Genomic DNA, 21,007 nt, shown 5'->3' with positions numbered 1-21,007 from the left:
ATATCGTACATTATGTATTTTGAATTAAGCGAAGAGCAGCAAATGATTAGGCAAGCTGCAAGGGATTTTGCCCAAAATGAGCTAAAACCCGGTGTAATAGAACGAGATGAAAATCAGAAATTTCCGGCCGAACAAGTAAAAGCGCTGGGCCAATTAGGGTTTTTAGGCATGATGGTGGATCCAAAGTACAACGGTGGAGGTATGGATTCTGTATCATATACCTTGGTAATGGAAGAACTTTCTAAAATAGACGCTTCGGCCTCTGTAGTTGTATCGGTAAACAACTCGCTGGTATGTTACGGTTTAGAAAAATACGGCACCGAAGCCCAAAAAGAAAAATACTTAAAACCTTTGGCCGCTGGCGAAAAAATTGGTGCTTTCTGTCTTTCTGAACCAGAAGCAGGTTCTGATGCTACCTCGCAACAAACTACCGCCGAAGACAAAGGCGATTATTATCTATTAAACGGTACAAAAAACTGGATTACCAACGGCAGCACTGCAAGCATTTATTTAGTTATTGCCCAAACTCATCCAGAGCTAAAGCATAAAGGCATCAATGTATTTATTGTAGAAAAGGGAACACCCGGATTTACTATTGGGCCTAAAGAAAATAAACTAGGCATTAGAGGTTCTGATACGCACTCGTTAATGTTTAACGATGTAAAAGTACCCAAAGAAAACCGCATAGGCGAAGATGGTTTTGGTTTTAAATTTGCCATGAAAACTTTAGAAGGAGGACGTATAGGCATTGCGGCACAGGCCTTGGGCATTGCTGCTGGCGCTTACGAGCTGGCCTTGGCCTATGCAAAACAACGTAAAGCTTTTGGCAAGGCCATTGCCGAGCACCAAGCTATTGCCTTTAAATTAGCAGACATGGCCACACAAATTGAAGCCGCCAGGTTATTGGTTCATAAGGCGGCCTGGTTAAAAGACCAAGGTTTATCTTATACCCTAGCAGGGTCTATGGCAAAAGTGTTTGCCAGTAAAGTAGCCATGGAGGTAACCATAGAAGCCGTACAAATTCATGGAGGTTATGGCTTTGTAAAGGAATATCACGTAGAACGATTAATGCGAGATGCCAAGATTACCCAGATTTACGAAGGAACCTCAGAAATACAAAAAATGGTGATTAGCAGGGATATTTTAGCCTAATTACTCATTTAACCACCCTAGCTAAAGCTATTCCCTTTTACTGGTTTTACAAAACAGCTAGGGTGGTTAAATAACAACGGCTATGATTTATCCACACCAAAAGCAGCGTCTAGAATTACCTTAACCACCGTAACTACAAGGGCTAATATGGTTGCCGATAAAAAGCCCGAGGTATTAAAATCCTTCATCCAACTATCTACCAACAAAATCATCAATACCGAAATAATAAACGAAACAAGGCCTAAGGTTAGAAAGTTTAACGGGAAAGTAAAAATCCTCAAAATTAGCCCGATGGTAGCGTTAGCAATAGCAACCAATACTGCCGCGAGAATGGCACTACCATAACCACTTACGGTAACACCTGGCACTAAAAAGGCCCCAATCATCATGGCAAGCCCCATTAATAAGATTTCTATAATTATTTTTATCATAGCAACATAGTTTAAAAGGTTAACGGTTTGTTGTTTATTTTTTCTTTTTTACCATCACAATAGGTGTGTAGGTACAATATAGCAAAGTATTACAGCATTTCAATTAAAAAGCGCTAGCCCAAAGGTTAACACACTAAAAATCCCAGCTAGCCAAGGCCTCCGGGACTTTCGTTGTAAATTTATGGATTGTCTTATTCTCTACTTCTGCCAAATAGCATTGATGCGTAGTATAGCAAGTTGGCCAAAGCACCTAGAGCGGCTACAACATAAGTCATGGCAGCCCACCATAAAGCATCTTTAGCTTGCGCATTTTCTTCGGCAGTTTGCATTACGCCTTGGTTGTTTTTTAACCAAAGTAACGCCCTGTTGCTGGCATCGAACTCTACGGGCAGCGTTACAATACTAAACAATGTAATTACTGCCAAGCCCACTACGCCTATACCCAAAACTACCGGGTTACCGGTAAAGCCAATAAGCAACACGCCTATTAAAAGTACCCACTGCAATAAGTTAGAAGATATACTTACAATAGGCACCATGTTAGAACGTAACTGTAACCAATTATAGCTTTTGGCATGCTGTATGGCATGGCCACATTCGTGAGCGGCAACCGCAGCAGCAGCTACACTTCTGCCGTAATATACGTCGGTACTTAAATTTACCGTCATATCTGCGGGGTTATAATGATCTGTTAACTGTCCTTCCGAGCTCAACACTTTTACATTGTAAATGCCATTGTCGTGTAGCATTTTTTCTGCCACCTCCTTACCAGAAAAGCCCGAGTTGAGCTGCATTTCGGCATATTTTGAAAATTTGTTTCTGAAACGCCACTGTACAAACATACTAAGCAGAAGAATCGGAACAATTAAAATTAAATACGTTTCCATTTTTAATGTTTGTTTTAAACTTTGTTTTTCATTTTTGTGCTAAACAATGAGTGCTATTTTTAGGTCTTTTTCAGCCTTTTCATTGTTTTTCTCTCATTAAATCAAAAAGTGTTCCCATATTTATAAGAAATAAAAAAATTACAATCTTTTTATGGATGCCATAAACCTATCTTATTGGGAGAAAGAAAGTTTTTATGCAGCAGATGTTATCATTGTTGGATGTGGCATAGTTGGCCTAAATGCCGCAATAGCGATAAAAAAACAGCAGCAAAACTTAACTGTAATACTATTGGAGCGGGGTTTTCTGCCTTCTGGCGCCAGCACAAAAAATGCTGGCTTTGCTTGCTTTGGCAGCGTATCTGAACTTATTGCGCAAGAAAAAAGTTGTGGTACGGCTCAACTGCATCAGCTCATTAAAAAACGCTGGCAGGGTTTGCAAAAGTTACGCGATATTGTGGGCGACAAACGTTTAGCGCTACAAAGCAACGGTGGTTTCGAACTTTTTAAACCCAGCGAGGCAACACTAAAAGACAAATGTGTATCAAAAATTAGCCACTTTAATGCGATGGTAAAAGACATTACAGGAGCTGAAAACGTGTTCTCTGTTGCTAACCAAAAATTAGAGTCTTTTGGCTTTAAAGGAGCTGACTGCTTAATCGAAAATAAATTAGAGGCACAGCTTAACCCTGGCAAGATGATTAAATCGTTAATTGAAATTGCTGCTTCGCTTGGCGTAATTATTTTGAACAACTGCTCGGTAAATAGTTTTACAGAAGAAGGAAATAACACTAGTGTTTTTACTTCGCAAGGCAAATTTTGCACTAAAAAGCTCTTGTTTTGCAACAATGCCTTTGCAAACCAACTATTTCCGCAGCTTAAATTAAAGCCTGGCCGTGGGCAAATAATGGTAACTTCGCCCATTAAAGATTTAAAGTTTAAGGGTACTTTTCATTATAACGAGGGCTACTATTACTTTAGAAACATTGGCAACAGGGTTTTACTTGGCGGCGGCAGAAATCTCGATTTTTTCACGGAAGAAACCCATCAGTTTGGCGAAACGCCCTTAGTGCAAAATACGTTGCTGAGCTTGCTAAAAGAGGTCATATTGCCGCATCAAGCTTTCGAAATAGAATACAAATGGAGTGGAATTATGGCTTTTGGCCCCGCATTGTGGCCTATTATAGAACCAATAAGCAAAAACGTGTTTTGTGCTGCTAGGTGCAACGGTATGGGCATAGCCATTGGCAGCCAGACAGGCCAAGAAGCCGCCGATATGGTTTTACAAAGCTTGTAGTAACTCATTAAAATTGCTAAAGTGCTTGCAAAGCCTGTTTAACTATTTCTTTATTGGGTTTGGAAACTGGTATTTTTTCTCCAGAATTTAATAATAAAACGCCGCCATCCTCTTTGAGCCAACTCTTTACAAACTTTGGGTTTACCAAGTGGCTTTGATGGGTTCGTAGAAAGCCATTTGGTTTTAGTAAATCGGCATATTCTTTAAGCGACTTAGAAACCAACAACTTCTCATTATTGGTCAAGAAGAAAAAAGTGTAGGTATTATCTGCTTCGCACCGCATGATTTCTGATAAAGCGATGTATCTGATTTCGCTTTGCATGGGCAGCGCAATTTTGCTGACTGTGGGTTGTGGCGTTTTTATTTGCTGTAATAAAAAGTCTATTTGTGCTGTTTGCGTTTGAGCTGCTAACTTTTGCTCGGCTTTGTTAATGGCGGTTTTTAACTCGTCAATATCTACTGGCTTTAGTAGATAATCTAAAGCGGCAAATTTTACAGCTTGTATACCATAATGGTCGTATGCAGTAACAAAAATAACTTCGAAATTTCGTTGAGGTAATGCTTTTAATACATCAAAACCCGTTTGCTCCCCCATTTGGATATCTAGAAAAATCAAATCAGGTAAGTGCTTTTCAATTGCGTTAACGGCATCTGCTACATTTTGTGCTGTTGCCACAATATCAACCTGCGGACAGTGCTTTTCTAGCAAAATCCGTATGTTTTCTAGGTTCGAAATTTCGTCGTCTATTAAAATTGCCTTCATGTTGTTACAGCCAATCGGTTAAGGTTAAGTTGATTTCGGAGCCTGTGCTACTTGAATTAATTGCAAGCGAAAAAGGCGTTTCTTTATAAATGCTGTTCAATAAAGATATTCTGTTTTTACTTAAGGATAACCCTAAACCTTCATGCTTTTTATCTGCATCGAAACCTTTGCCGTTATCTGCTACCCTCAATAATAGATTATTGCCGTGTCTACTGAAAGCAATTTCTATGTTTCCTTCAGTAGTTTTTGAAGCGATACCATGTTTTACCGAATTTTCTACAAAAGGTTGCAGTAACATACTTGGTATTTCGATGTTCTGTAGGTCTAAATTATCGTCGGTTTTAATTTCGTAACTGAAGCCGAAACGTAGCTGTTCCATTTGTAGATAATCGTCTAACAAAGTTTTTTCTTGAGCTAAAGAAATCTGTTCTTTATCATCAAGTACATTGCGAGTTAATCGGGCAAACTTCGAGAGGTATTTGTTCGCATTGTCTATTTCGTTTTTGTTAATCAAATTTTGAATACCTGAGAGTGCGTTAAAAAGAAAATGAGGGTTTAATTGCGAGCGTATGGAATTAAGTTGGAGTTTAGCGATTTCTTTTTGGAGTTTAGCATTCTTGGTTTCGTCAGTCTTTTTATACAATCTTATTGCCATAAAAATGATTAAGATTATAAAAATAATGGGAGATATTACTGAAAAAGCTAAAAAGAAAGTCGAAAATGTACCGCCTATATGCAAAATTCTCATTAATGCGCCAATTACAGTTAATACAGAGGAGATTGCCAATGTATAAGCTAGGTAAAGAGGTAGTTTTTTCATCGTTTTAATTTTCATCAAACTTGCAGCAAGTTAAGTAAAACTAAAACCATAAAACAGGAAGAGAGATATTTGAAATAGTAAAGGTGTTGTTTTGAGCAGTATTTGAGTTTTGCCAAAAGCTTTTTCCTTTATTAAATAAACCCGATTAAGCGGATTAGCCCGCAGCGAAGTGTAACGTAGTGAGGACTATGAGCGAAAGCGGGACTGAAGTTTCCTAAAAGCCGCATCCAATGCTTTTCTACTATTTATGTAACGTTTCTAAATAAATTTTCGTTAAGGTTCAAAATGGTTAAATTTGGGCAAAAATAATTTTCAATTACCATGAGTTTTAGAATAGAACACGATACCATGGGTGAGGTACAAGTACCTGCCGACAAATATTGGGGAGCACAAACTGAACGCTCTAGAAACAATTTCAAAATTGGACCAGAGGCATCGATGCCTAAAGAAATTATACACGCTTTTGGCTACTTAAAAAAGGCGGCTGCATTAGCAAATAACGAATTAGGCGTACTTTCTAAAGATAAAACAGAGTTAATTGCAAAAGCTTGTGATGAAGTTATTGCAGGTAAATTAGACGACCAATTTCCATTGGTAATTTGGCAAACTGGTTCGGGTACGCAAAGCAACATGAACGGTAACGAAGTAATTGCCAACCGTGGCCACGTAATTGGCGGTGGTAATTTATTAGACGAACAAAAATCGTTACACCCTAACGATGATGTGAATAAATCGCAATCGAGCAACGACACTTACCCAACCGCTATGCACATTGCTGCTTACAAACAAGCAGTTGAGGTGACTATTCCGGGTTTACAAAAATTGAGAAATACTTTAGCTAGCAAAGCTGATAGCTGGGGCGATATCGTAAAAACTGGTCGTACCCATTTTATGGATGCTACGCCTTTGACTTTAAAACAAGAATTTTCTGGTTACGTACAACAAATTGACAATGGTTTAAGAGCTATCAACAATGCTTTAGAGATGATTAAAGAATTGGCGCTTGGTGGTACTGCAGTAGGTACTGGTTTAAATACACCTGCAGGTTACGATATTTTGGTTGCGCAGAAAATCGCCGATTTAACGGGCCTGCCATTTGTAACAGCACCGAACAAATTCGAAGCTTTAGCCGCTCACGATGCCATGGTTGAACTATCTGGCGCTTACAAAAGAGTTGCCGTTTCGTTAATGAAAATTGCTAATGACATTAGGATGTTAAGTTCTGGTCCTCGTTGTGGCATTGGCGAAATCGTCATTCCTGATAACGAGCCAGGTTCGTCAATTATGCCGGGAAAAGTGAACCCTACGCAGCCAGAAGCTTTAACTATGGTTTGTGCGCAGGTAATGGGTAACGATGTGGCGGTGAGTATTGGTGCTAGTAACGGTCATTTCGAGTTGAACGTTTTTAAACCTGTAATTGCGGCCAACGTATTGCAAAGCGGTCGTTTAATTGGTGATGCTTGCGTTTCTTTCAACGATAAATGCGCTGAGGGTATTGAGCCAAACCGTCCGGTAATTCAACAACACATGGAAAACTCTTTGATGTTGGTTACTGCGTTGAACCCGCACATTGGTTACGAAAATGCTGCTAAAATTGCTAAAAAAGCACATAAAGAAAATAAAACATTAAGAGAAGCTGCTATAGAAACTGGTTTATTAACCGACGAGCAATTTACTGCTTGGGTTAAGCCAGAAGATATGGTTGGTAGTTTGAAATAGTCGTTTAGTTGAAAGTTAAAAGTTTAATGTTTAAGCAATGATGAATAGGAAAGGCGTTTACTTTTTACTTTTTACTTTCAACTTTTTACTTCTTTTTTTATCCTGCTCTCGCATGCCCAATGTACAAGGCAAGGGCGAAACATTTTTGCAAGGCGTATGGAACCAAGACAGCATTACTAATCAGGCACAGTTGCAAAACTACACGCAACACCATTTTAAGTTTACTTGCGATTCTTTTTATGTTGATTTTACCACTCACGCTAAGGTAAATTATTATGAAGAAGATTGCTTTAATAACGGCGTATGGAAAGAACATGCTAAAGGCACCTACCAGGTGCGCAATGACACCTTAATATTGGTAGGCAACTTTACCAAAGAAAACTACAAACAAAAAGTTTCGGGCTGCTACCGTAATGGGCAATATGTGAGTAGTTTTAAGGTAAACTCTTGGAGTGCTGAAAAATTAGAATTAGAAAATCTAAGCAACCAAACAGAATTAAAGCTTAACTTAAAAGAAAAAATAACTTGTGTACAAAAAGCACTTTAATACAAAGCACATGAAATTAAAAAGAATAATCTTAGCAATTGCCCTTATGTATGCGCCCATTGCTGTTAATGCCTGGGGTTTATTAGGCCACCGTATAGTGGGCCAAATTGCCGAAAGCTATTTAACGCCCAATGCAAAAAAAGGAGTAAAAGCAATTTTAGGCAACGAAACTTTGGCCATGAGTGCTAATTGGCCCGATTTTATTAAATCGGATACTGCCTATAAGTTTATGAACTCTTGGCACTATATTAATTTGCCCGAAGGCTTAAGTAAAAGTGATTGTGACAAATATTTAGAAAAATATCCCGAGGCTAATATTTACAGCCAAACTAACGAGATGATTGCCTTGTTAAAAAACCCTAAAACTTCGGCAGAAAAAAGGGTATTCGCCATGCGTGTATTAGTGCACCTAATTGGCGACATGCACCAGCCCATGCACACGGCTCGTAAAGAAGATTTAGGCGGTAACAGAGTGTTTGTAACTTGGTTCGGACAAAGATCAAACTTACACCGCGTTTGGGACGAACAATTGATCGACTATCAACAGTTAAGCTATACCGAATACACCAACGCCATCAATTTTGTAACCCCAGATGTATTAGAGAAATGGAACAAATCGAGCATTAAAGACATGATCTACAACTCTTACGAGATTTGTAATAAAATTTATGCCACTGGTATCAAAAACGACGACAAATTGGGCTACAACTATAATTTTGATTGGATAAGCACCTTAAACCAACAGCTGTTAAGAGGCGGTATAAGCTTAGCCAAAGTTTTGAACGAGATTTATAAATAGACTAGAGTTCGAAGACCGCAAGTCTGATGATATAGCTTTTAAGCTCTTAGCCCTCGTACTTGCAGACTCTGGACTTCCCAACTTCAAAAAAATGAAAATCCTCATGGTTTGTTTGGGTAATATCTGTCGGTCGCCGCTGGCACATGGCATATTGCAACATTTAGCCGATCAAAAAAACTTAGACTGGCAGGTACATAGCGCAGGCACGGGTAATTGGCATGTGGGCAACCCGCCAGACGAAAGAAGTGTGGCGGCAGCACGTAATTTAGGCTATGATATTTCTAGGCAAAGAGCCCAGCATTTCAGCGTTCGCTTTTTCGACGATTATGACCATATCTTGGTGATGGATCGCAATAATTTAAGAGATGTATTGCAATTAGCCAAAACAACAGCACACCGCCAAAAAGTAACGCTTTTTCTTCCAAATGGAGAAGTAACCGACCCTTATTACGACAATGATCTGTTTGAGCCCGTAAGCTTAATAGTAGAAGAGCGTTGTAAAGAAATAGTAAAAGAGCTATCTAATTAGTTAACTTCTTATGGAGTATCTTCGTTAAAAATACTGCAATGACTGCACCAAAATTATTCATGGTTTTACTTGGTTGCAAGCCACAAGGACGACATACAGAGCAGCACGATATTTTCTTCGCCATTGCGAATGAAGTAAAAGAGTTGGTACCAGCCATTAATGCTTTTTGGCCCGAGGCAAATGGAAAAATACATTTAGATGCTTACAGAATAGTTAACCATGTAAGTGGTTATAAAGTAGAAATAACCGCAAGAGATGGTACGGCAAAGTCTGCAAATCGTTTATTCTTTATGAATTTAGGCGGCTACCAAAGCAATATTTTTGAAGAAGCTCACTATAAAATGCTGATGGTGGCCAAAGAAAAATCGGAAGCAATTAAAAAAGCTAAAGAAAGTGACTTTTTTAAGCAATTTTTTAGCCCGCACATTGACGATAAATACGGTGTGGATATAGATGATATTTTTGAAATAGAAGAAGCGTTATCTCAAGAAATGAAAGATAAATATCAACTAATTTTTACCCCAGCTACAAACTTTCCCACCGATGAGGTAGTATTGGGCTATATGCCTATCAATAAATTATAGCTTGGCTATCCCTACAACCGAGAGCAATCATCACCGCCCCGCACATAATACAATTTACTCTGGTGATCTTTAAAGATAAAAATCTGCTATTTTTTAGGGAGCTAAAAAACTGTTTAAAAATGGAATAAATAAGGTGCCACTCGAATTTTTTGGCAAGGCCTTATGCTGTAGTACATTTTGTACGGCCTTTCCTGCGCCGTCATACCCCTATTCTATACGCACGTGAGGTGTCTTAAAGCAAAAAAACACCATTCTACTTAAAAACTAGTTTTCTTGCTGTTTTTTATGGGTTTCATTCGGGTTTCATTCGGGTTTCATTCGGCAAAAAGTGGTTTAATTTCGATTGAAATCCGAATAAGGTCCGTATAATATCCGAATGAAACCCGAATAAAATAAAGTGTTACAAATGAAAAGCACATTTGAAATGTTTAAAATTTCACACTTAAAAGGCCTCTCAACAGTGTTAGCGAATTAGCAACTGCTTAAAAATGATATAAATATTTTATCGTTAAGTTTGGTGAGGGCACCAAATGCTAGCATTCCGCTATAAGCTGGTTGGGATACCCGCCTAAGTATTTATTTTCACTTAAATTTAAACAGTTTCTAAGTTTTTATATCTTTATATAGCCAATTGATAAACATGTATGCTAAATAAAGGGATCATATTAATCCTATTTCTTTATTGCTGTATAAGCATAACTTATGCGCAGAAAAAAAAGACAACCAGCTTTTTCTTCGATACCGATAGGAGCGTACTTTACGAAACGCAACAAGAAGCATTTGCCCAATTTATAACCGAGCTAGACTCTACCGAAATTATTGCGATTTCTATATTTGGTTATTGCGATGACCGAGGTAGAAAAGGCTATAACGATACGCTTTCTGTAAAAAGAGCCAACCACATTAAAGGCTTATTAATGGAAAAAGGAATTAATGCCGAAAAGGTAACTTTTTTGAACGGAAATGGAAAAATAGATTTAAAAGAACCTAAAAATATTGACGAGCAACGATCTTTTAATAGGAGAGTAGATTTAGTGATCAGTTATACCCAGAAAAAGCTCTCTACCGAATCCTCTGTTCTTTCTGATACGCTTAAAGTTGGAGATAAAATTATTCTCGAAAACATTCTTTTCGAAAACAGCAGGTCGGTTCTGTTGGAGGAATCTATTCCGGTGCTAGAGCAAATTACCGCTGTAATTAAAGAAAAAAAACAGTATAACATTGCCATACTGGGCCATATCTGCTGTAATCCGCCAGGTAGAGATGTAAAAGATTTTGAAACGGGAGAATACAACCTTTCGCAAGCCAGGGCAAAAATCATTTACGATTATTTAATATACAAAGGTGTAGATAAAAAACGTCTCACCTACAAAGGCATGATGGCCGATTATCCGTTGGGCAGGGGAGAGAAAAACGATAGGCGTGTTGAACTACAAATTACGGGCATTAACAAGTAAAAAACGATATTTTTTTAAACCTTACCACGCCTTCAGCGTTTAACTAGGAGGTTTTTTGTAATTTAGGGCAATCAATAAAAAAAGTTATGTTTGATAAATTAATGGCTGCACAAGGCAAGGCCGAAGAAATAAAAAAACGACTAGATACCATATTGGTGTTTGGCGAAGTAGAGGGTGGTGCCATAAAAGTTACCGCAACAGCAAACAAAGCAATAACCGCTATCGCAATAACAGACGAATTTTATGAAAATTCTGACAAGGAGGAACTGGAAGAACTATTGCAAGCGGCAGTAAATAAGGCGCTAGCACAAGCCGATCTGGTAAGTGCTACAGAAATGCAAGCAGCTACAAGCGATTTGCTTGGTGGCCTTGGTGGGTTATTCGGTAAATAATACGCAAACTATGAAATATACCTATTACGGACAATCTTGTTTTTTGTTAGAAACTTCGTTGGCAAAACTATTGTTTGACCCCTTTATTAGCGGAAATCCATTAGCAAAAGACATTGATGTCTCGAAAATTGAAGCAGATTATATTTTGGTAAGCCATGGCCATGGCGACCATGTGGCCGATTTGGTAGCTATTGCTAAAAGAACCAATGCTAAAGTAATTTGTATGCCAGAAATTGCTGGATGGTTACAAAAGCAGGGCATTACCAATATTCACGACATGAATATTGGCAAGTTTAAGTTCGACTTTGGTACGGTACGTATGGTTACGGCTACACACTCTAGTAGTTTGCCCGATGGCTCTTATGGCGGTAATCCTGCGGGCTTTGTTTTGGATGTAGATGGTAAGCAAATCTATTTCGCTGGCGATACTGGCTTAACTTTAGAAATGAAGCTTTTGGCCGAATTGTACAAGCTGGAATACGCTATTTTACCAATTGGCGGCAACTACACCATGGATGCAGGCGATGCGGCTATTGCTGCCGAATATGTAAACTGCCCAAAAGTGATTGGCGTGCATTACGATTCGTTTCCAGTAATTTCCATAGATAAATACACCGCTGTTGAAATTTTTAAAAGAGCACAAAAACAGTTGTTATTACCTGCAATTGGCGAAACTATTGCATTATAACTAAAAAATCCCGATAGCTTTATCGGGACTTTTTAGTTTAACTTTTCTTTTTAGCAGCGGCTTTATTCGCTTTGTAACGCATATCTGCAGTGCCGTCTTTTTTCTTAGGCCCCGCTATATTCGCTTTTACAGCTTTGTTTTCTTTGTAACGCATGTCGGGCGTGCCATCAGCTTTTAGCTTTACACTTGTTGACTTTGTTTTTGTAGTTACCGTAGTTTTTTTGGGCGTTTGTTTAACTGTGGTTACAGTTTGTGCAAAGGTGGTGCTAAGGCCAAATAAGGCAATAGCAGCAAGGGTTAAGAGTTTTTTCATGTGGCTTATATTAATTTTAGTGGATTAATAACGACATTAATATACAGAATGTTATCTGTTTAATGAAAATTTAATAGGAATGTTGTAGCGTACGTTCACCACCTCGCCAAACATCTTTCCTGGCATCCAATCTGGCGACATATTGAGCACTCTAACGGCCTCTAGGGCAAGTTCGTTATTGGGTGCTTTTTCTATGTTAACAGCCTCTACATCACCATTCTTTTTTACACTAAAACTAAGTAATACCGTACCTTGTGTGCCCTGTTTTGCAGATTGAGCAGGATACTTTATTTCTGACGAAAGATATTTGTAAAACTCCCTAATACCTCCTTTGTATGTTGGTGGCGTAAACAAATCTTCGTATTTAACCTTGTTACCATTTTTGTCGTAATATTTAGCTTCTATTTTATTGCCGCCCTCATCGTAAGCCTCTTCTCCAGCTGTTTTGCCATCTTTGTAAGTGAACTTCCAGCTACCTGTTTTTTTACCGTTTATGTAACTGCCCTCTTCTTTGTTGCCTTGCCAATATTCAACAAATTTGCCGTCTAATTTGCCGTAGCTATAATTCTCTATTTTCTTTTCTTGCAAACCGTCGTTAGTATAGGTAATCCATTCGCCATTTTTATGCCCTTTGTCGTAATTGCCTTTTTCTCTCAAATTATTTTTGTTATAGCTTATATATGGTCCTTTTCTTACGGTTAAATCTTTGTCTTCAAAGCTGATGACTTCTTGCATAATATCTTTCCTATCATAAAAAGTTACCTGATAAAACTCGCCAACACGTTTAACAACTGGGTGCCATTTAGAGCGAATGGGATCTTTGGTGTACATTGGGCTGTTATAAACCAATGTAGTGTCTTGTTGCGCAAAGCCGATTTTAGCAATTGCCAAAAGGAGAATAAACGTTAGTTTTTTCATTTTATATTGGATGTGGTTTTTTGGGTTGGGGCGAAAATATTTAATCCTTACACGTTATTTATTTTTAATGTGCTTCTAGCCAGTTTTTTCCTTCGCCAATCTCAATTTCAATGGGCACTTCGGTTTTAATGGCTGTCTTCATTCTATTAGTGATAATCTCTTTTACCTGTTCTTTTTCGCTTTTAACTACATCAAACACCAACTCGTCATGCACCTGCATGGTCATTTTAGATTGTAATTTTTGTTGCTTCATGTCTTGGTGGATATTGATCATGGCAATCTTAATCATGTCTGCGGCAGAGCCTTGAATTGGCGCATTAATGGCATTTCGTTCTGCATAGCCCCTCACCGTCATATTTGCAGAGTTAATGTCTCGCAAATACCTACGGCGGCCCATAATGGTTTCTACATAACCGTTTTCGCGGGCAAAGTTCATGGTGTCGCTCATGTAGTTTTTAATGCCTGGATATTGCGTAAAATACTGTTCTATAATTTCGGCAGCTTCTTTACGTGCAATATTCAAGTTTTGCGATAAGCCAAAGGCCGATTGGCCGTAAATGATACCGAAATTTACTGCTTTGGCATTTCTACGCTGCGTACTGGTAACTTCATCAATGTTAATTCCGTAAACTTTAGCCGCAGTTGCGGTATGGATGTCGATTCCGTTTAAAAATGCATCCAGCATATTTGCTTCCTTACTAATTTCGGCAATAATTCTCAATTCAATTTGCGAATAATCGGCAGATAGGAGGATATGGTTTTCATCTCTGGCAATAAATGCTTTTCTTACCTCTCTTCCTCTGTCTGTTTTAATTGGGATGTTCTGCAAGTTAGGGTTATTAGAGCTTAACCTTCCGGTTGCGGCAACGGCCTGATTGTAGCTGGTGTGTACTCTTCCTGTACGTGGGTTTACCAACAAAGGCAAGGCATCCACGTAAGTAGATTTCAATTTTTGCATTTGGCGGAAATCCAAAATATCTTGCACAATATCGCTCTTGTTGGCCAATGCGGTTAGCACATCTTCGCCAGTTTGGTACTGCCCCGTTTTGGTTTTTTTGGCTTTAGGATCTAGTTTTAAATGATCGAAAAGTACTTCGCCCAATTGCTTTGGCGATGCCAGGTTAAACTTTAGCCCTGCTTTTTCGTAAACATTCAGCTCTGCTTTTAAAATTTCTTCCTGTAGCTGCGCCGAATAATTGGCTAAGGTTTCAGCATCAATTCTAACGCCTTCTTTCTCCATGTCCGCCAATACGTAAATGAGTGGATTTTCAATTTCGGCCGCTAACTTATTGGCATTTCTTTCGGCCAGCATCGGCTCAAAAATATTGGCCAACTGTAAAGTTACATCGGCATCTTCCGAAGCATAATCCACTACTTTCTCTACCGGAACATCTTTCATATTTAATTGGTTTTTGCCTTTTGCACCAATTAACGAAGTGATAGAAATTGGCGTGTAGCCCAAATAATTTTCCGAAAGCACATCCATGCCATGTCTGGTATCTGGATCGATAAGGTAATGCGCCAACATGGTATCAAACAGTTCGCCTTTTAACTCAATGCCATACCATTTTAGCACAAGCAAGTCGTATTTTATGTTTTGCCCAATTTTAATAATATTTTCGTTTTCAAAAACAGGCCTAAACTCCTCCAAAATAGCTAATGTTTCTTCTTTGTTTTGAGGTGTTGGAATATAATACGCTTTACCGATTTCTGCGGAAAATGATAAGCCCACTAAATCTACAAAGTTGGCATCGGTACCGGTAGTTTCTGTATCGAAAGCAATTCTTTTTTGTTGCAATAGCAGGTTAATTAGTTCTTTTCTAGCTTGTGGGGTGGCTACCAATTGGTAATCGTGTGGGGTGTTATCAATGTTTTTGGCATCAATTGGGGTGTCGAATAACGAGGGTTGATTTTCAACTTCTTTTGTTGCCACAGTATTTCCGAATAAATCTTGCTGTCCGTTAGTTTTGCCCTCGGTTACGCTAAAATTATCGCCAAAAATACGTTTGCCTAGGGTTCTAAATTCTAACTCTGCCAACAAAGGCTCTAACAGTTCTTTGTTTGGTTCTTCTAGCAAAAGTGCTTGTTCATTAAATTCTACGGGAACGTTAAGAATAATTGTTGCCAGTTTTTTCGAAATCAAGCCCTGCTCTACATGGTTCTCTATATTTTCGCGTTGCTTTCCTTTGAGTTCGTGGCTATTGGCAAAAATATTTTCCATGCTACCGTATTGCTTAATTAAAGCTTTGGCGGTTTTTTCGCCGATGCCCGGAATGCCCGGAATGTTATCTACCGCATCGCCCCACAATCCTAATATATCAATTACTTGGTCAACCCGTTCAATTTCCCATTTTGCTAACACCTCTGGCACGCCCAATATTTCCATTTCGTTACCCATACGGGCAGGTTTGTAAATAAAAATATTTTCTGATACTAGTTGTGCAAAATCTTTATCGGGTGTCATGCAATACACTTTAAAGCCCTGCTTTTCGCCTTCTTTAGCTAACGTGCCAATAATATCATCGGCTTCGTAACCATCTTTGGTAATTACCGGAATGTTAAACCCTTCAATTAAACGATTGATATAGGGAATTGCCGCGGCCAAATCTTCGGGCATAGCCTCGCGGTGTGCCTTGTAAGCTTCAAATTCTGTATGCCTCTCGGTTGGCGCAGCGGTATCGAACACTACGGCAATGTGGCTAGGCTTCTCCTTTTTAAGCACTTCTAACAGTGTATTGGTAAAGCCCATTACCGCCGAAGTATTAATGCCTGTTGAGGTAAAACGTGGGTTTTTACTTAGTGCGAAATGCGCTCGGTAGATGAGTGCCATGCCATCTAAAAGGAAAAGTTTTTTATTGCTCATTTTTTGTCGTTTAATTGGGTTGTTCTTGCCGCCATTTCGGCCATAGGGAGAAATCTTTGAATTGGTTTAACTTGATTAAAATTTTCTCGGCTTCACTGTGTTTCACTCGAAATGACGAGAAAAGCATTATACAACCTTGGTAAAGTTAATATTTTATAATTTGTTTTTCTTTTACTTTTGGCTTGAACCAAAAGTAACAAAAGTTCAAGGCTGTATTGCCTTCTTTGCACTACGCAAGCAAAACTATTGTTATTGCAAAAGTTTCACTGCGTATTGCTGCTGAATCCAATAAGGCCGTTATGCGTTTAACATAGGAAGTGCTACGAGATGTTAATTAATGTTATTGTACATAACAATACTACATTATTTTCCGTTAATTTGAACATGAGAGTTTTAAAATTGATAGCCCTAATTTGTTTGCTTGTTTTTACAACAAAAGCTCAAGATGCGGTATTGATTAGCGAAGGTAACTTTGTGCGTGGCGAAATTAAAGGCACCGATTACGAATCTGTTTTTATACAAACAGAAGAACTGGGCTTAAAAGAATATAAGGCAAAAGACATTAAATCGTTTCTTTGGAATGGTGATACTTACGAGAGCAAACCTTTTATAGTAGGCAAAAAAGCCGTGGTTAAATTTTTTAGATTAGTAGAGGGTGGAAAAGTGAATTTGTATGCCGTTGGTGGATCTTCAGGTGTGGCAGAGCCTGTGCAACCTCGTGTAAAAGCTCGCCCTACATTTGGTGTGGGCATGGGCACTGGCGGTGGCATGGGTGGCGGCTTAGGGGGTGGTGTAAGTATCAACCTTGGAGGGAGAAGAAACGATGTTGAACGTCCTGCTGGCGCACCACCAAAGGCAAAAGTTTTCTACTTTCTTGAAAAACCTGGCACAGGCCCCATGCAAGAAATTGCTGCCGATGGTTCTAGAACTGCTGCTACTAAAAATTTATTGTTAGCCAAGCTAACTGGCGATGACGGTTTAACAGAAAGCATTAAAGCCACCGAGTTTTTTGATGAAAAAGTGTTAATTGCCTTAGTGAAATCTTATAACGAATCGGTGAAGTAAAGGGGATTTGCGATTTTAGATTGACGAATTACGGTTTCTGCAAGCACTATCATAGGATTTATCGGCAGATCTTTAATCTGCAATAGCTATGTGCATTACAAATGTCGAACAGCAGAGAGATATTTGTTAAAACTTTAAATAGCAATCTCGCTTAGTTAAGTTTTTCGTTATTTTCTTAAATAACATTTTCGCTAATTAAGTTTTTCGTTATTTTCTTAAATAAAATATATCTTTGTTTAAGAAAATGTAGTGTTTATGAATACTTATCAATCAGGTGGTAAAATTAATCAAGGCTATTACAAGAGTTTCCAACCTTCCTTAATTAATAAAGAGTGGCGACTTACCGATATGCAGGTCATCCAGCTGCTTAGTACTGCCGATAGGCATTTGGGCAGACTAGATATGTATTCTGAATATGTAAATATAGATTTGTTTATCAGAATGCACATCGCTAAAGAAGCTACACAATCGTCGAAAATAGAAGGTACACAGACCAATATGGAAGAAGCCTTTTTGACCAAAGAAGAAATTGTGCAAGAAAAAAGAGACGATTGGGAGGAAGTTCAGAACTATATTTCGGCCATGAACGAAGCAGTAAGGTTGTTGCACAGCTTACCTTTCTCTTCACGTTTGATAAAAGAAACTCATAAAATTTTACTAACAGGAGTAAGAGGTAAGCACAAACTACCTGGCGAATATAGGACAAGCCAAAACTGGATTGGAGGAGCAACGTTAAACGATGCAATATTTATTCCTCCGGTACACAGCGCTATTCCCGAATTGATGTCTGATTTAGAAAAATTTGCCAACGATGAGCTCAACCCCCTGCCAGATTTAGTTAAAATTGCCATTATTCACTACCAGTTTGAAACGATACATCCGTTTTTAGATGGAAATGGCAGGGTTGGCAGATTGCTGATTACGCTTTATCTGGTGGCAAAAGGTATATTAAAGCAACCTATATTATATCTATCCGACTTTTTTGAAAGAAACAGGCTATTGTATTATGATAATTTGATGCGGGTAAGAACCAATCATGACCTAAACCAATGGCTAAAATTCTTTTTAACTGGAGTAATAGAAACTGCAAAAAAAGGAGTTATAACTTTTGATGGCATTATGCAGTTGCAAAAAAACCTGGAAATAACGGTTAAGGATTTGGGCAGCAGAAGTGTAGATGCTAAAAAAGTAATAGCATTTATGTACACACAACCTATTGTTGATGTTGCTAAGGTTGAGGCGGTTATACAAAAATCAAACGTAACAGCCTATAAGCTACTTACCGACTTGGAACGGTTAGAGATAATTAGGGAAGTATCGGGTACACAACGTAACAAACTGTATGTTTTTAACGATTACTTGGCTTTGTTTAATAATGGTTAATGTTTTAGCTTATGTTATAAACCAAAAGCATTAAAGCCCCCGAAATTTTCGATGAAAAAGTGCGCTAATTGCTTTGATGAAATCTTATAACGAGTGGGTGAAATGAAGAAGCTGCCGATTAATTATATTTGCACAGCAATTTCTTATTTATGACCGCCCAATCACAAAGCAGTACCTTTACCTCTTATCAAAAAATAGTTATTTTTTTATTGGCGGTTACCCAGTTTACGGTAATTTTAGACTTTATGGTCATGTCTCCTTTGGGCGATATTCTCATGAAATCGTTAAGCTTAAGCCCAAAAGATTTTGGAATTGCAGTATCGGCCTATGCTTTTAGTGCGGGTGTTTCTGGCCTATTAACCGCTGGTTTTGCAGATAAGTTTGATCGTAAAAAGTTATTGCTGTTTTTTTATATCGGGTTTATTTTAGGTACCGCGTTTTGTGGCTTGGCACATACTTACGTTCAGTTGGTAGCGGCACGTATCATTACCGGCCTTTTTGGTGGTGTAATTAGTTCTATATCCATGGCCATTATTACCGATTTGTTTAGTTTACAGCAACGTGGCAGAGTAATGGGCTTTGTACAAATGGGTTTTGGCGCCAGCCAAGTATTAGGCGTACCTATTGGGCTTTACTTGGCCAACATTTGGGGCTGGGAAGCGCCTTTTTGGTTGGTAGTGGGTTTGGCCGTAATTATTGCGGTACTTATTGCTGTAAAACTAAAACCTGTAAACCAACATTTATCGATACAAAGAGATAAATCGGCGTTGGCCCACCTATGGCATACCGTGGCACAGAAAAAGCATCGCATTGGCTTTACCTCTACCGCACTACTTTCTATTGGCGGCTTTATGATGATGCCTTTTGGAAGTGCCTTTGCGGTTAATAATTTAGGCGTTAGCGAAAGCCAACTGCCCATGTTGTTCATGGTTTCTGGCATAAGTTCGCTAATTATTTTGCCTTTAGTGGGCAGAATGAGCGACAAGATTAGTAAGCTTAACCTATTTGCTTTTGCTTCTATCTGGATGATGTTGGTCTGTGTTGTTTATACCAATTTAGCTGTTACACCACTTGTTTGGGTAATGTTATTAAATGTTTTAATGATGGCTGGCATTATGAGCCGAATGATCCCTTCGCAGGCTTTAACCAGCGCCATTCCCGAACTGGCAGACCGAGGTGCTTTCATGAGCATTAACGCCTCTTTACAACAAATTTCTGGTGGGGTAGCCGCCGCTGTTTCGGGTTTAATTGTTACGCAAAATGGTAAAGGACAACCACTGGAGCATTACAATTTGGTAGCTTATATTATTGTGGTTATTTCCATTATCAGCATTTTGTTAATGCGCAGGGTAAACACATTGGTACTGGCTAAACGGTAAAAGTTCCTGTTGCTCTTCGGAATTTGCAATTCCGAAGCTTTATCGACAGGTTTTTAATCTGCAATAGCTATGTGCATTACAAATGCACCGATAGGAGTTCGACATTGCAAATGTCGAACAGCGAAGTTAGGCTAAAAATAGCCGTGCTTTGACCCATATGTTATTCGCTCAATTAAACCCGAAATTATAGCATAAATTAAAAACAGTAAGAAAGCAAGAATAATTAACTTTCTTATGACCTCCCCAATTCTATCAAATAGACTATTGTGCTTATCTTTCATTTATAATAGATGAAGGCTTAATTTAATGCTACTCTAAAATCATAAAGTTTTATCTCATGTTTTTGCAACACTTCAATAAGTTTCGGACTTACTTGAAAAATTGCATCTATTTCATGTCTTTCGATATATACATTATTTTGGTTAATTACTTTTTCGTGCCCAAATTTAGCTCTAATAAAAACCTCTTGATTGGAAACCATCACACTAGAAACAACACCTGATGATTTTTCTACTTTAACCCATTCATCTTTAATAAATTGATAGGCATGATGTCCTTTCATAGCAATGCCTAGGGTTTCTTTAACAAAAGATTGGATAGTGAACAAAAGTATTTGTTCGCCAGAAATTTGTATTTCGACAATACGTACCTTTTTATACGCCGCTTTATTTCTATATCTTAGATTACCCCCTACATAGCGAATAAAGGCATTACCTACACTCCAATTTAGATTAATGCTCTTCTCCCCTTGCATAAAGGATTATTGAATTGGGGTTAACTATCTCTACTTTCATTGTGTCACCCAATTTGAAATTGGCTTGTACCCAGTTTGTGTATTCCTCTCCAATATAAATGCTAAGGGTTTTATTTTTATTAAACTCTCTATTGATATAGGATTGGTATTTTGCCTCATTTCCGTTTTGCCCGAGTTTAACCTTTATTTTTTCATTATGTTGATCAAAGTGAGTCTTATGTTTTTTCAAAACATTAAAAAAACCATCATAACCTGAACTCGATTAATAAA

At 38.3% G+C, this 21,007-nt stretch carries 22 protein-coding genes; 13 read left to right on the top strand and 9 right to left on the bottom strand.

From position 1 onward, the window contains the following. The first annotated feature begins 12 nt into the window (after positions 1 to 12). Entirely contained in the window at positions 13 to 1,152 is a 1,140-nt protein-coding gene (locus B3I52_RS10175; RefSeq protein ID WP_293300945.1) for an acyl-CoA dehydrogenase, read from the top strand. Positions 1,153 to 1,232: 80 nt separating this feature from the next. Here the strand turns inward: B3I52_RS10175 and B3I52_RS10170 are convergent, their stop codons facing one another. Together B3I52_RS10170 and B3I52_RS10165 are read right to left on the bottom strand one after the other, a co-directional pair. After that, positions 1,233 to 1,580, bottom strand: a complete 348-nt coding sequence (locus tag B3I52_RS10170) for a phage holin family protein (RefSeq protein ID WP_293301188.1) — start codon at positions 1,578 to 1,580, stop codon at positions 1,233 to 1,235. Between the two features lie 194 nt (positions 1,581 to 1,774). Beyond that, complete coding sequence (locus B3I52_RS10165) at positions 1,775 to 2,470, bottom strand: zinc metallopeptidase (protein WP_293300943.1); 696 nt, start codon at positions 2,468 to 2,470, stop codon at positions 1,775 to 1,777. A gap of 151 nt (positions 2,471 to 2,621) precedes the next feature. On the opposite strand from B3I52_RS10165, the gene B3I52_RS10160 reads away from it, so the two are divergent. Next, complete coding sequence (locus B3I52_RS10160; RefSeq protein WP_293300941.1) at positions 2,622 to 3,764, top strand: NAD(P)/FAD-dependent oxidoreductase; 1,143 nt, start codon at positions 2,622 to 2,624, stop codon at positions 3,762 to 3,764. Between the two features lie 16 nt (positions 3,765 to 3,780). Here the strand turns inward: B3I52_RS10160 and B3I52_RS10155 are convergent, their stop codons facing one another. Then, positions 3,781 to 4,527, bottom strand: coding sequence for a LytR/AlgR family response regulator transcription factor (locus B3I52_RS10155; RefSeq protein ID WP_293300939.1), 747 nt, complete (start codon positions 4,525 to 4,527; stop codon positions 3,781 to 3,783). A gap of 4 nt (positions 4,528 to 4,531) precedes the next feature. Continuing rightward, entirely contained in the window at positions 4,532 to 5,347 is an 816-nt protein-coding gene (locus B3I52_RS10150; RefSeq protein ID WP_293300937.1) for a sensor histidine kinase, read from the bottom strand. Positions 5,348 to 5,668: 321 nt separating this feature from the next. On the opposite strand from B3I52_RS10150, the gene fumC reads away from it, so the two are divergent. The 8 genes from fumC (at position 5,669) to B3I52_RS10110 (ending at position 12,062) form a co-directional block, all read left to right on the top strand. Beyond that, a complete protein-coding gene (fumC, locus tag B3I52_RS10145) occupies positions 5,669 to 7,066 on the top strand; it encodes a class II fumarate hydratase (RefSeq protein WP_293300935.1) in 1,398 nt (465 codons plus the stop codon). Positions 7,067 to 7,103: 37 nt separating this feature from the next. Then, a complete protein-coding gene (locus B3I52_RS10140) occupies positions 7,104 to 7,613 on the top strand; it encodes a fumarate hydratase (protein ID WP_293300933.1) in 510 nt (169 codons plus the stop codon). A gap of 10 nt (positions 7,614 to 7,623) precedes the next feature. Then, a complete protein-coding gene (locus tag B3I52_RS10135) occupies positions 7,624 to 8,412 on the top strand; it encodes a S1/P1 nuclease (RefSeq protein WP_293300931.1) in 789 nt (262 codons plus the stop codon). A 91-nt stretch (positions 8,413 to 8,503) separates the two neighbouring features. Then, positions 8,504 to 8,941 (top strand): low molecular weight protein-tyrosine-phosphatase, encoded by a 438-nt coding sequence (locus tag B3I52_RS10130; protein ID WP_293300929.1) that lies wholly within the window; start codon positions 8,504 to 8,506, stop codon positions 8,939 to 8,941. 38 nt (positions 8,942 to 8,979) lie between these two features. Continuing rightward, the gene (locus tag B3I52_RS10125) at positions 8,980 to 9,525 is read left to right on the top strand and encodes a DUF1543 domain-containing protein (protein WP_293300927.1); all 546 of its coding nucleotides are present in this window, start codon (positions 8,980 to 8,982) and stop codon (positions 9,523 to 9,525) included. A gap of 644 nt (positions 9,526 to 10,169) precedes the next feature. After that, positions 10,170 to 10,982 carry an OmpA family protein gene (locus B3I52_RS10120; RefSeq protein WP_293300925.1) on the top strand — a complete coding sequence of 271 codons (813 nt, stop codon included), beginning with the start codon at positions 10,170 to 10,172 and terminating at the stop codon, positions 10,980 to 10,982. Between the two features lie 86 nt (positions 10,983 to 11,068). After that, the gene (locus tag B3I52_RS10115) at positions 11,069 to 11,374 is read left to right on the top strand and encodes a YbaB/EbfC family nucleoid-associated protein (protein ID WP_293300924.1); all 306 of its coding nucleotides are present in this window, start codon (positions 11,069 to 11,071) and stop codon (positions 11,372 to 11,374) included. Positions 11,375 to 11,384: 10 nt separating this feature from the next. Beyond that, on the top strand, positions 11,385 to 12,062 hold the full coding sequence (locus B3I52_RS10110) for a metal-dependent hydrolase (RefSeq protein WP_293300923.1): 678 nt from the start codon (positions 11,385 to 11,387) through the stop codon (positions 12,060 to 12,062). 37 nt (positions 12,063 to 12,099) lie between these two features. On the opposite strand, the gene B3I52_RS10105 is transcribed toward B3I52_RS10110, so the two are convergent. From B3I52_RS10105 to polA, 3 genes are all read right to left on the bottom strand, one after another. Then, positions 12,100 to 12,375 carry a hypothetical protein gene (locus B3I52_RS10105; RefSeq protein WP_293300921.1) on the bottom strand — a complete coding sequence of 92 codons (276 nt, stop codon included), beginning with the start codon at positions 12,373 to 12,375 and terminating at the stop codon, positions 12,100 to 12,102. Positions 12,376 to 12,426: 51 nt separating this feature from the next. Beyond that, positions 12,427 to 13,293: an energy transducer TonB gene (locus B3I52_RS10100; RefSeq protein ID WP_293300920.1), complete on the bottom strand. Its 867-nt coding sequence runs from the start codon at positions 13,291 to 13,293 to the stop codon at positions 12,427 to 12,429. 64 nt (positions 13,294 to 13,357) lie between these two features. Next, positions 13,358 to 16,156 (bottom strand): DNA polymerase I, encoded by a 2,799-nt coding sequence (gene polA, locus B3I52_RS10095; RefSeq protein ID WP_293300919.1) that lies wholly within the window; start codon positions 16,154 to 16,156, stop codon positions 13,358 to 13,360. Between the two features lie 384 nt (positions 16,157 to 16,540). Between polA and B3I52_RS10090 the strand changes: the two genes are divergently transcribed. The 3 genes from B3I52_RS10090 (at position 16,541) to B3I52_RS10080 (ending at position 19,983) form a co-directional block, all read left to right on the top strand. Beyond that, positions 16,541 to 17,221 (top strand): hypothetical protein, encoded by a 681-nt coding sequence (locus B3I52_RS10090; RefSeq protein ID WP_293300918.1) that lies wholly within the window; start codon positions 16,541 to 16,543, stop codon positions 17,219 to 17,221. A gap of 255 nt (positions 17,222 to 17,476) precedes the next feature. Further along, positions 17,477 to 18,604, top strand: a complete 1,128-nt coding sequence (locus tag B3I52_RS10085) for a Fic family protein (protein ID WP_293300917.1) — start codon at positions 17,477 to 17,479, stop codon at positions 18,602 to 18,604. A gap of 149 nt (positions 18,605 to 18,753) precedes the next feature. Continuing rightward, on the top strand, positions 18,754 to 19,983 hold the full coding sequence (locus B3I52_RS10080) for an MFS transporter (RefSeq protein WP_293300916.1): 1,230 nt from the start codon (positions 18,754 to 18,756) through the stop codon (positions 19,981 to 19,983). A 298-nt stretch (positions 19,984 to 20,281) separates the two neighbouring features. Here B3I52_RS10080 and B3I52_RS10075 read toward each other — a convergent pair whose 3' ends face one another. Further along, entirely contained in the window at positions 20,282 to 20,737 is a 456-nt protein-coding gene (locus B3I52_RS10075) for a hypothetical protein (RefSeq protein ID WP_293300914.1), read from the bottom strand. Continuing rightward, the gene (locus B3I52_RS10070; protein ID WP_293300912.1) at positions 20,715 to 20,966 is read right to left on the bottom strand and encodes a hypothetical protein; all 252 of its coding nucleotides are present in this window, start codon (positions 20,964 to 20,966) and stop codon (positions 20,715 to 20,717) included. The genes B3I52_RS10075 and B3I52_RS10070 overlap by 23 nt, the downstream gene beginning before the upstream one ends. Positions 20,967 to 21,007: the final 41 nt, after the last annotated feature.

The sequence above is a fragment of the Pedobacter sp. UBA4863 genome, assembly GCF_002399615.1.
Lineage (GTDB): Bacteria > Bacteroidota > Bacteroidia > Sphingobacteriales > Sphingobacteriaceae > Pedobacter.
This window is presented reverse-complemented; position numbering and strand designations above follow the sequence as displayed.

What these genes read in the sequence shown, in the direction of transcription:
- B3I52_RS10085 (WP_293300917.1), top strand. Translation starts at nt 17,477, where the DNA reads ATGAATACTTATCAATCAGGTGGTAAAATTAATCAAGGCTATTACAAG.
- B3I52_RS10115 (WP_293300924.1), top strand. Translation starts at nt 11,069, where the DNA reads ATGTTTGATAAATTAATGGCTGCACAAGGCAAGGCCGAAGAAATAAAA.
- B3I52_RS10165 (WP_293300943.1), bottom strand. Translation starts at nt 2,470, where the DNA reads ATGGAAACGTATTTAATTTTAATTGTTCCGATTCTTCTGCTTAGTATG.
- B3I52_RS10090 (WP_293300918.1), top strand. Translation starts at nt 16,541, where the DNA reads ATGAGAGTTTTAAAATTGATAGCCCTAATTTGTTTGCTTGTTTTTACA.
- B3I52_RS10160 (WP_293300941.1), top strand. Translation starts at nt 2,622, where the DNA reads ATGGATGCCATAAACCTATCTTATTGGGAGAAAGAAAGTTTTTATGCA.
- B3I52_RS10135 (WP_293300931.1), top strand. Translation starts at nt 7,624, where the DNA reads ATGAAATTAAAAAGAATAATCTTAGCAATTGCCCTTATGTATGCGCCC.
- B3I52_RS10080 (WP_293300916.1), top strand. Translation starts at nt 18,754, where the DNA reads ATGACCGCCCAATCACAAAGCAGTACCTTTACCTCTTATCAAAAAATA.
- fumC (WP_293300935.1), top strand. Translation starts at nt 5,669, where the DNA reads ATGAGTTTTAGAATAGAACACGATACCATGGGTGAGGTACAAGTACCT.
- B3I52_RS10150 (WP_293300937.1), bottom strand. Translation starts at nt 5,347, where the DNA reads ATGAAAAAACTACCTCTTTACCTAGCTTATACATTGGCAATCTCCTCT.
- B3I52_RS10120 (WP_293300925.1), top strand. Translation starts at nt 10,170, where the DNA reads ATGCTAAATAAAGGGATCATATTAATCCTATTTCTTTATTGCTGTATA.
- B3I52_RS10130 (WP_293300929.1), top strand. Translation starts at nt 8,504, where the DNA reads ATGAAAATCCTCATGGTTTGTTTGGGTAATATCTGTCGGTCGCCGCTG.
- B3I52_RS10075 (WP_293300914.1), bottom strand. Translation starts at nt 20,737, where the DNA reads ATGCAAGGGGAGAAGAGCATTAATCTAAATTGGAGTGTAGGTAATGCC.
- B3I52_RS10105 (WP_293300921.1), bottom strand. Translation starts at nt 12,375, where the DNA reads ATGAAAAAACTCTTAACCCTTGCTGCTATTGCCTTATTTGGCCTTAGC.
- polA (WP_293300919.1), bottom strand. Translation starts at nt 16,156, where the DNA reads ATGAGCAATAAAAAACTTTTCCTTTTAGATGGCATGGCACTCATCTAC.
- B3I52_RS10155 (WP_293300939.1), bottom strand. Translation starts at nt 4,527, where the DNA reads ATGAAGGCAATTTTAATAGACGACGAAATTTCGAACCTAGAAAACATA.
- B3I52_RS10175 (WP_293300945.1), top strand. Translation starts at nt 13, where the DNA reads ATGTATTTTGAATTAAGCGAAGAGCAGCAAATGATTAGGCAAGCTGCA.
- B3I52_RS10140 (WP_293300933.1), top strand. Translation starts at nt 7,104, where the DNA reads ATGATGAATAGGAAAGGCGTTTACTTTTTACTTTTTACTTTCAACTTT.
- B3I52_RS10110 (WP_293300923.1), top strand. Translation starts at nt 11,385, where the DNA reads ATGAAATATACCTATTACGGACAATCTTGTTTTTTGTTAGAAACTTCG.
- B3I52_RS10100 (WP_293300920.1), bottom strand. Translation starts at nt 13,293, where the DNA reads ATGAAAAAACTAACGTTTATTCTCCTTTTGGCAATTGCTAAAATCGGC.
- B3I52_RS10125 (WP_293300927.1), top strand. Translation starts at nt 8,980, where the DNA reads ATGACTGCACCAAAATTATTCATGGTTTTACTTGGTTGCAAGCCACAA.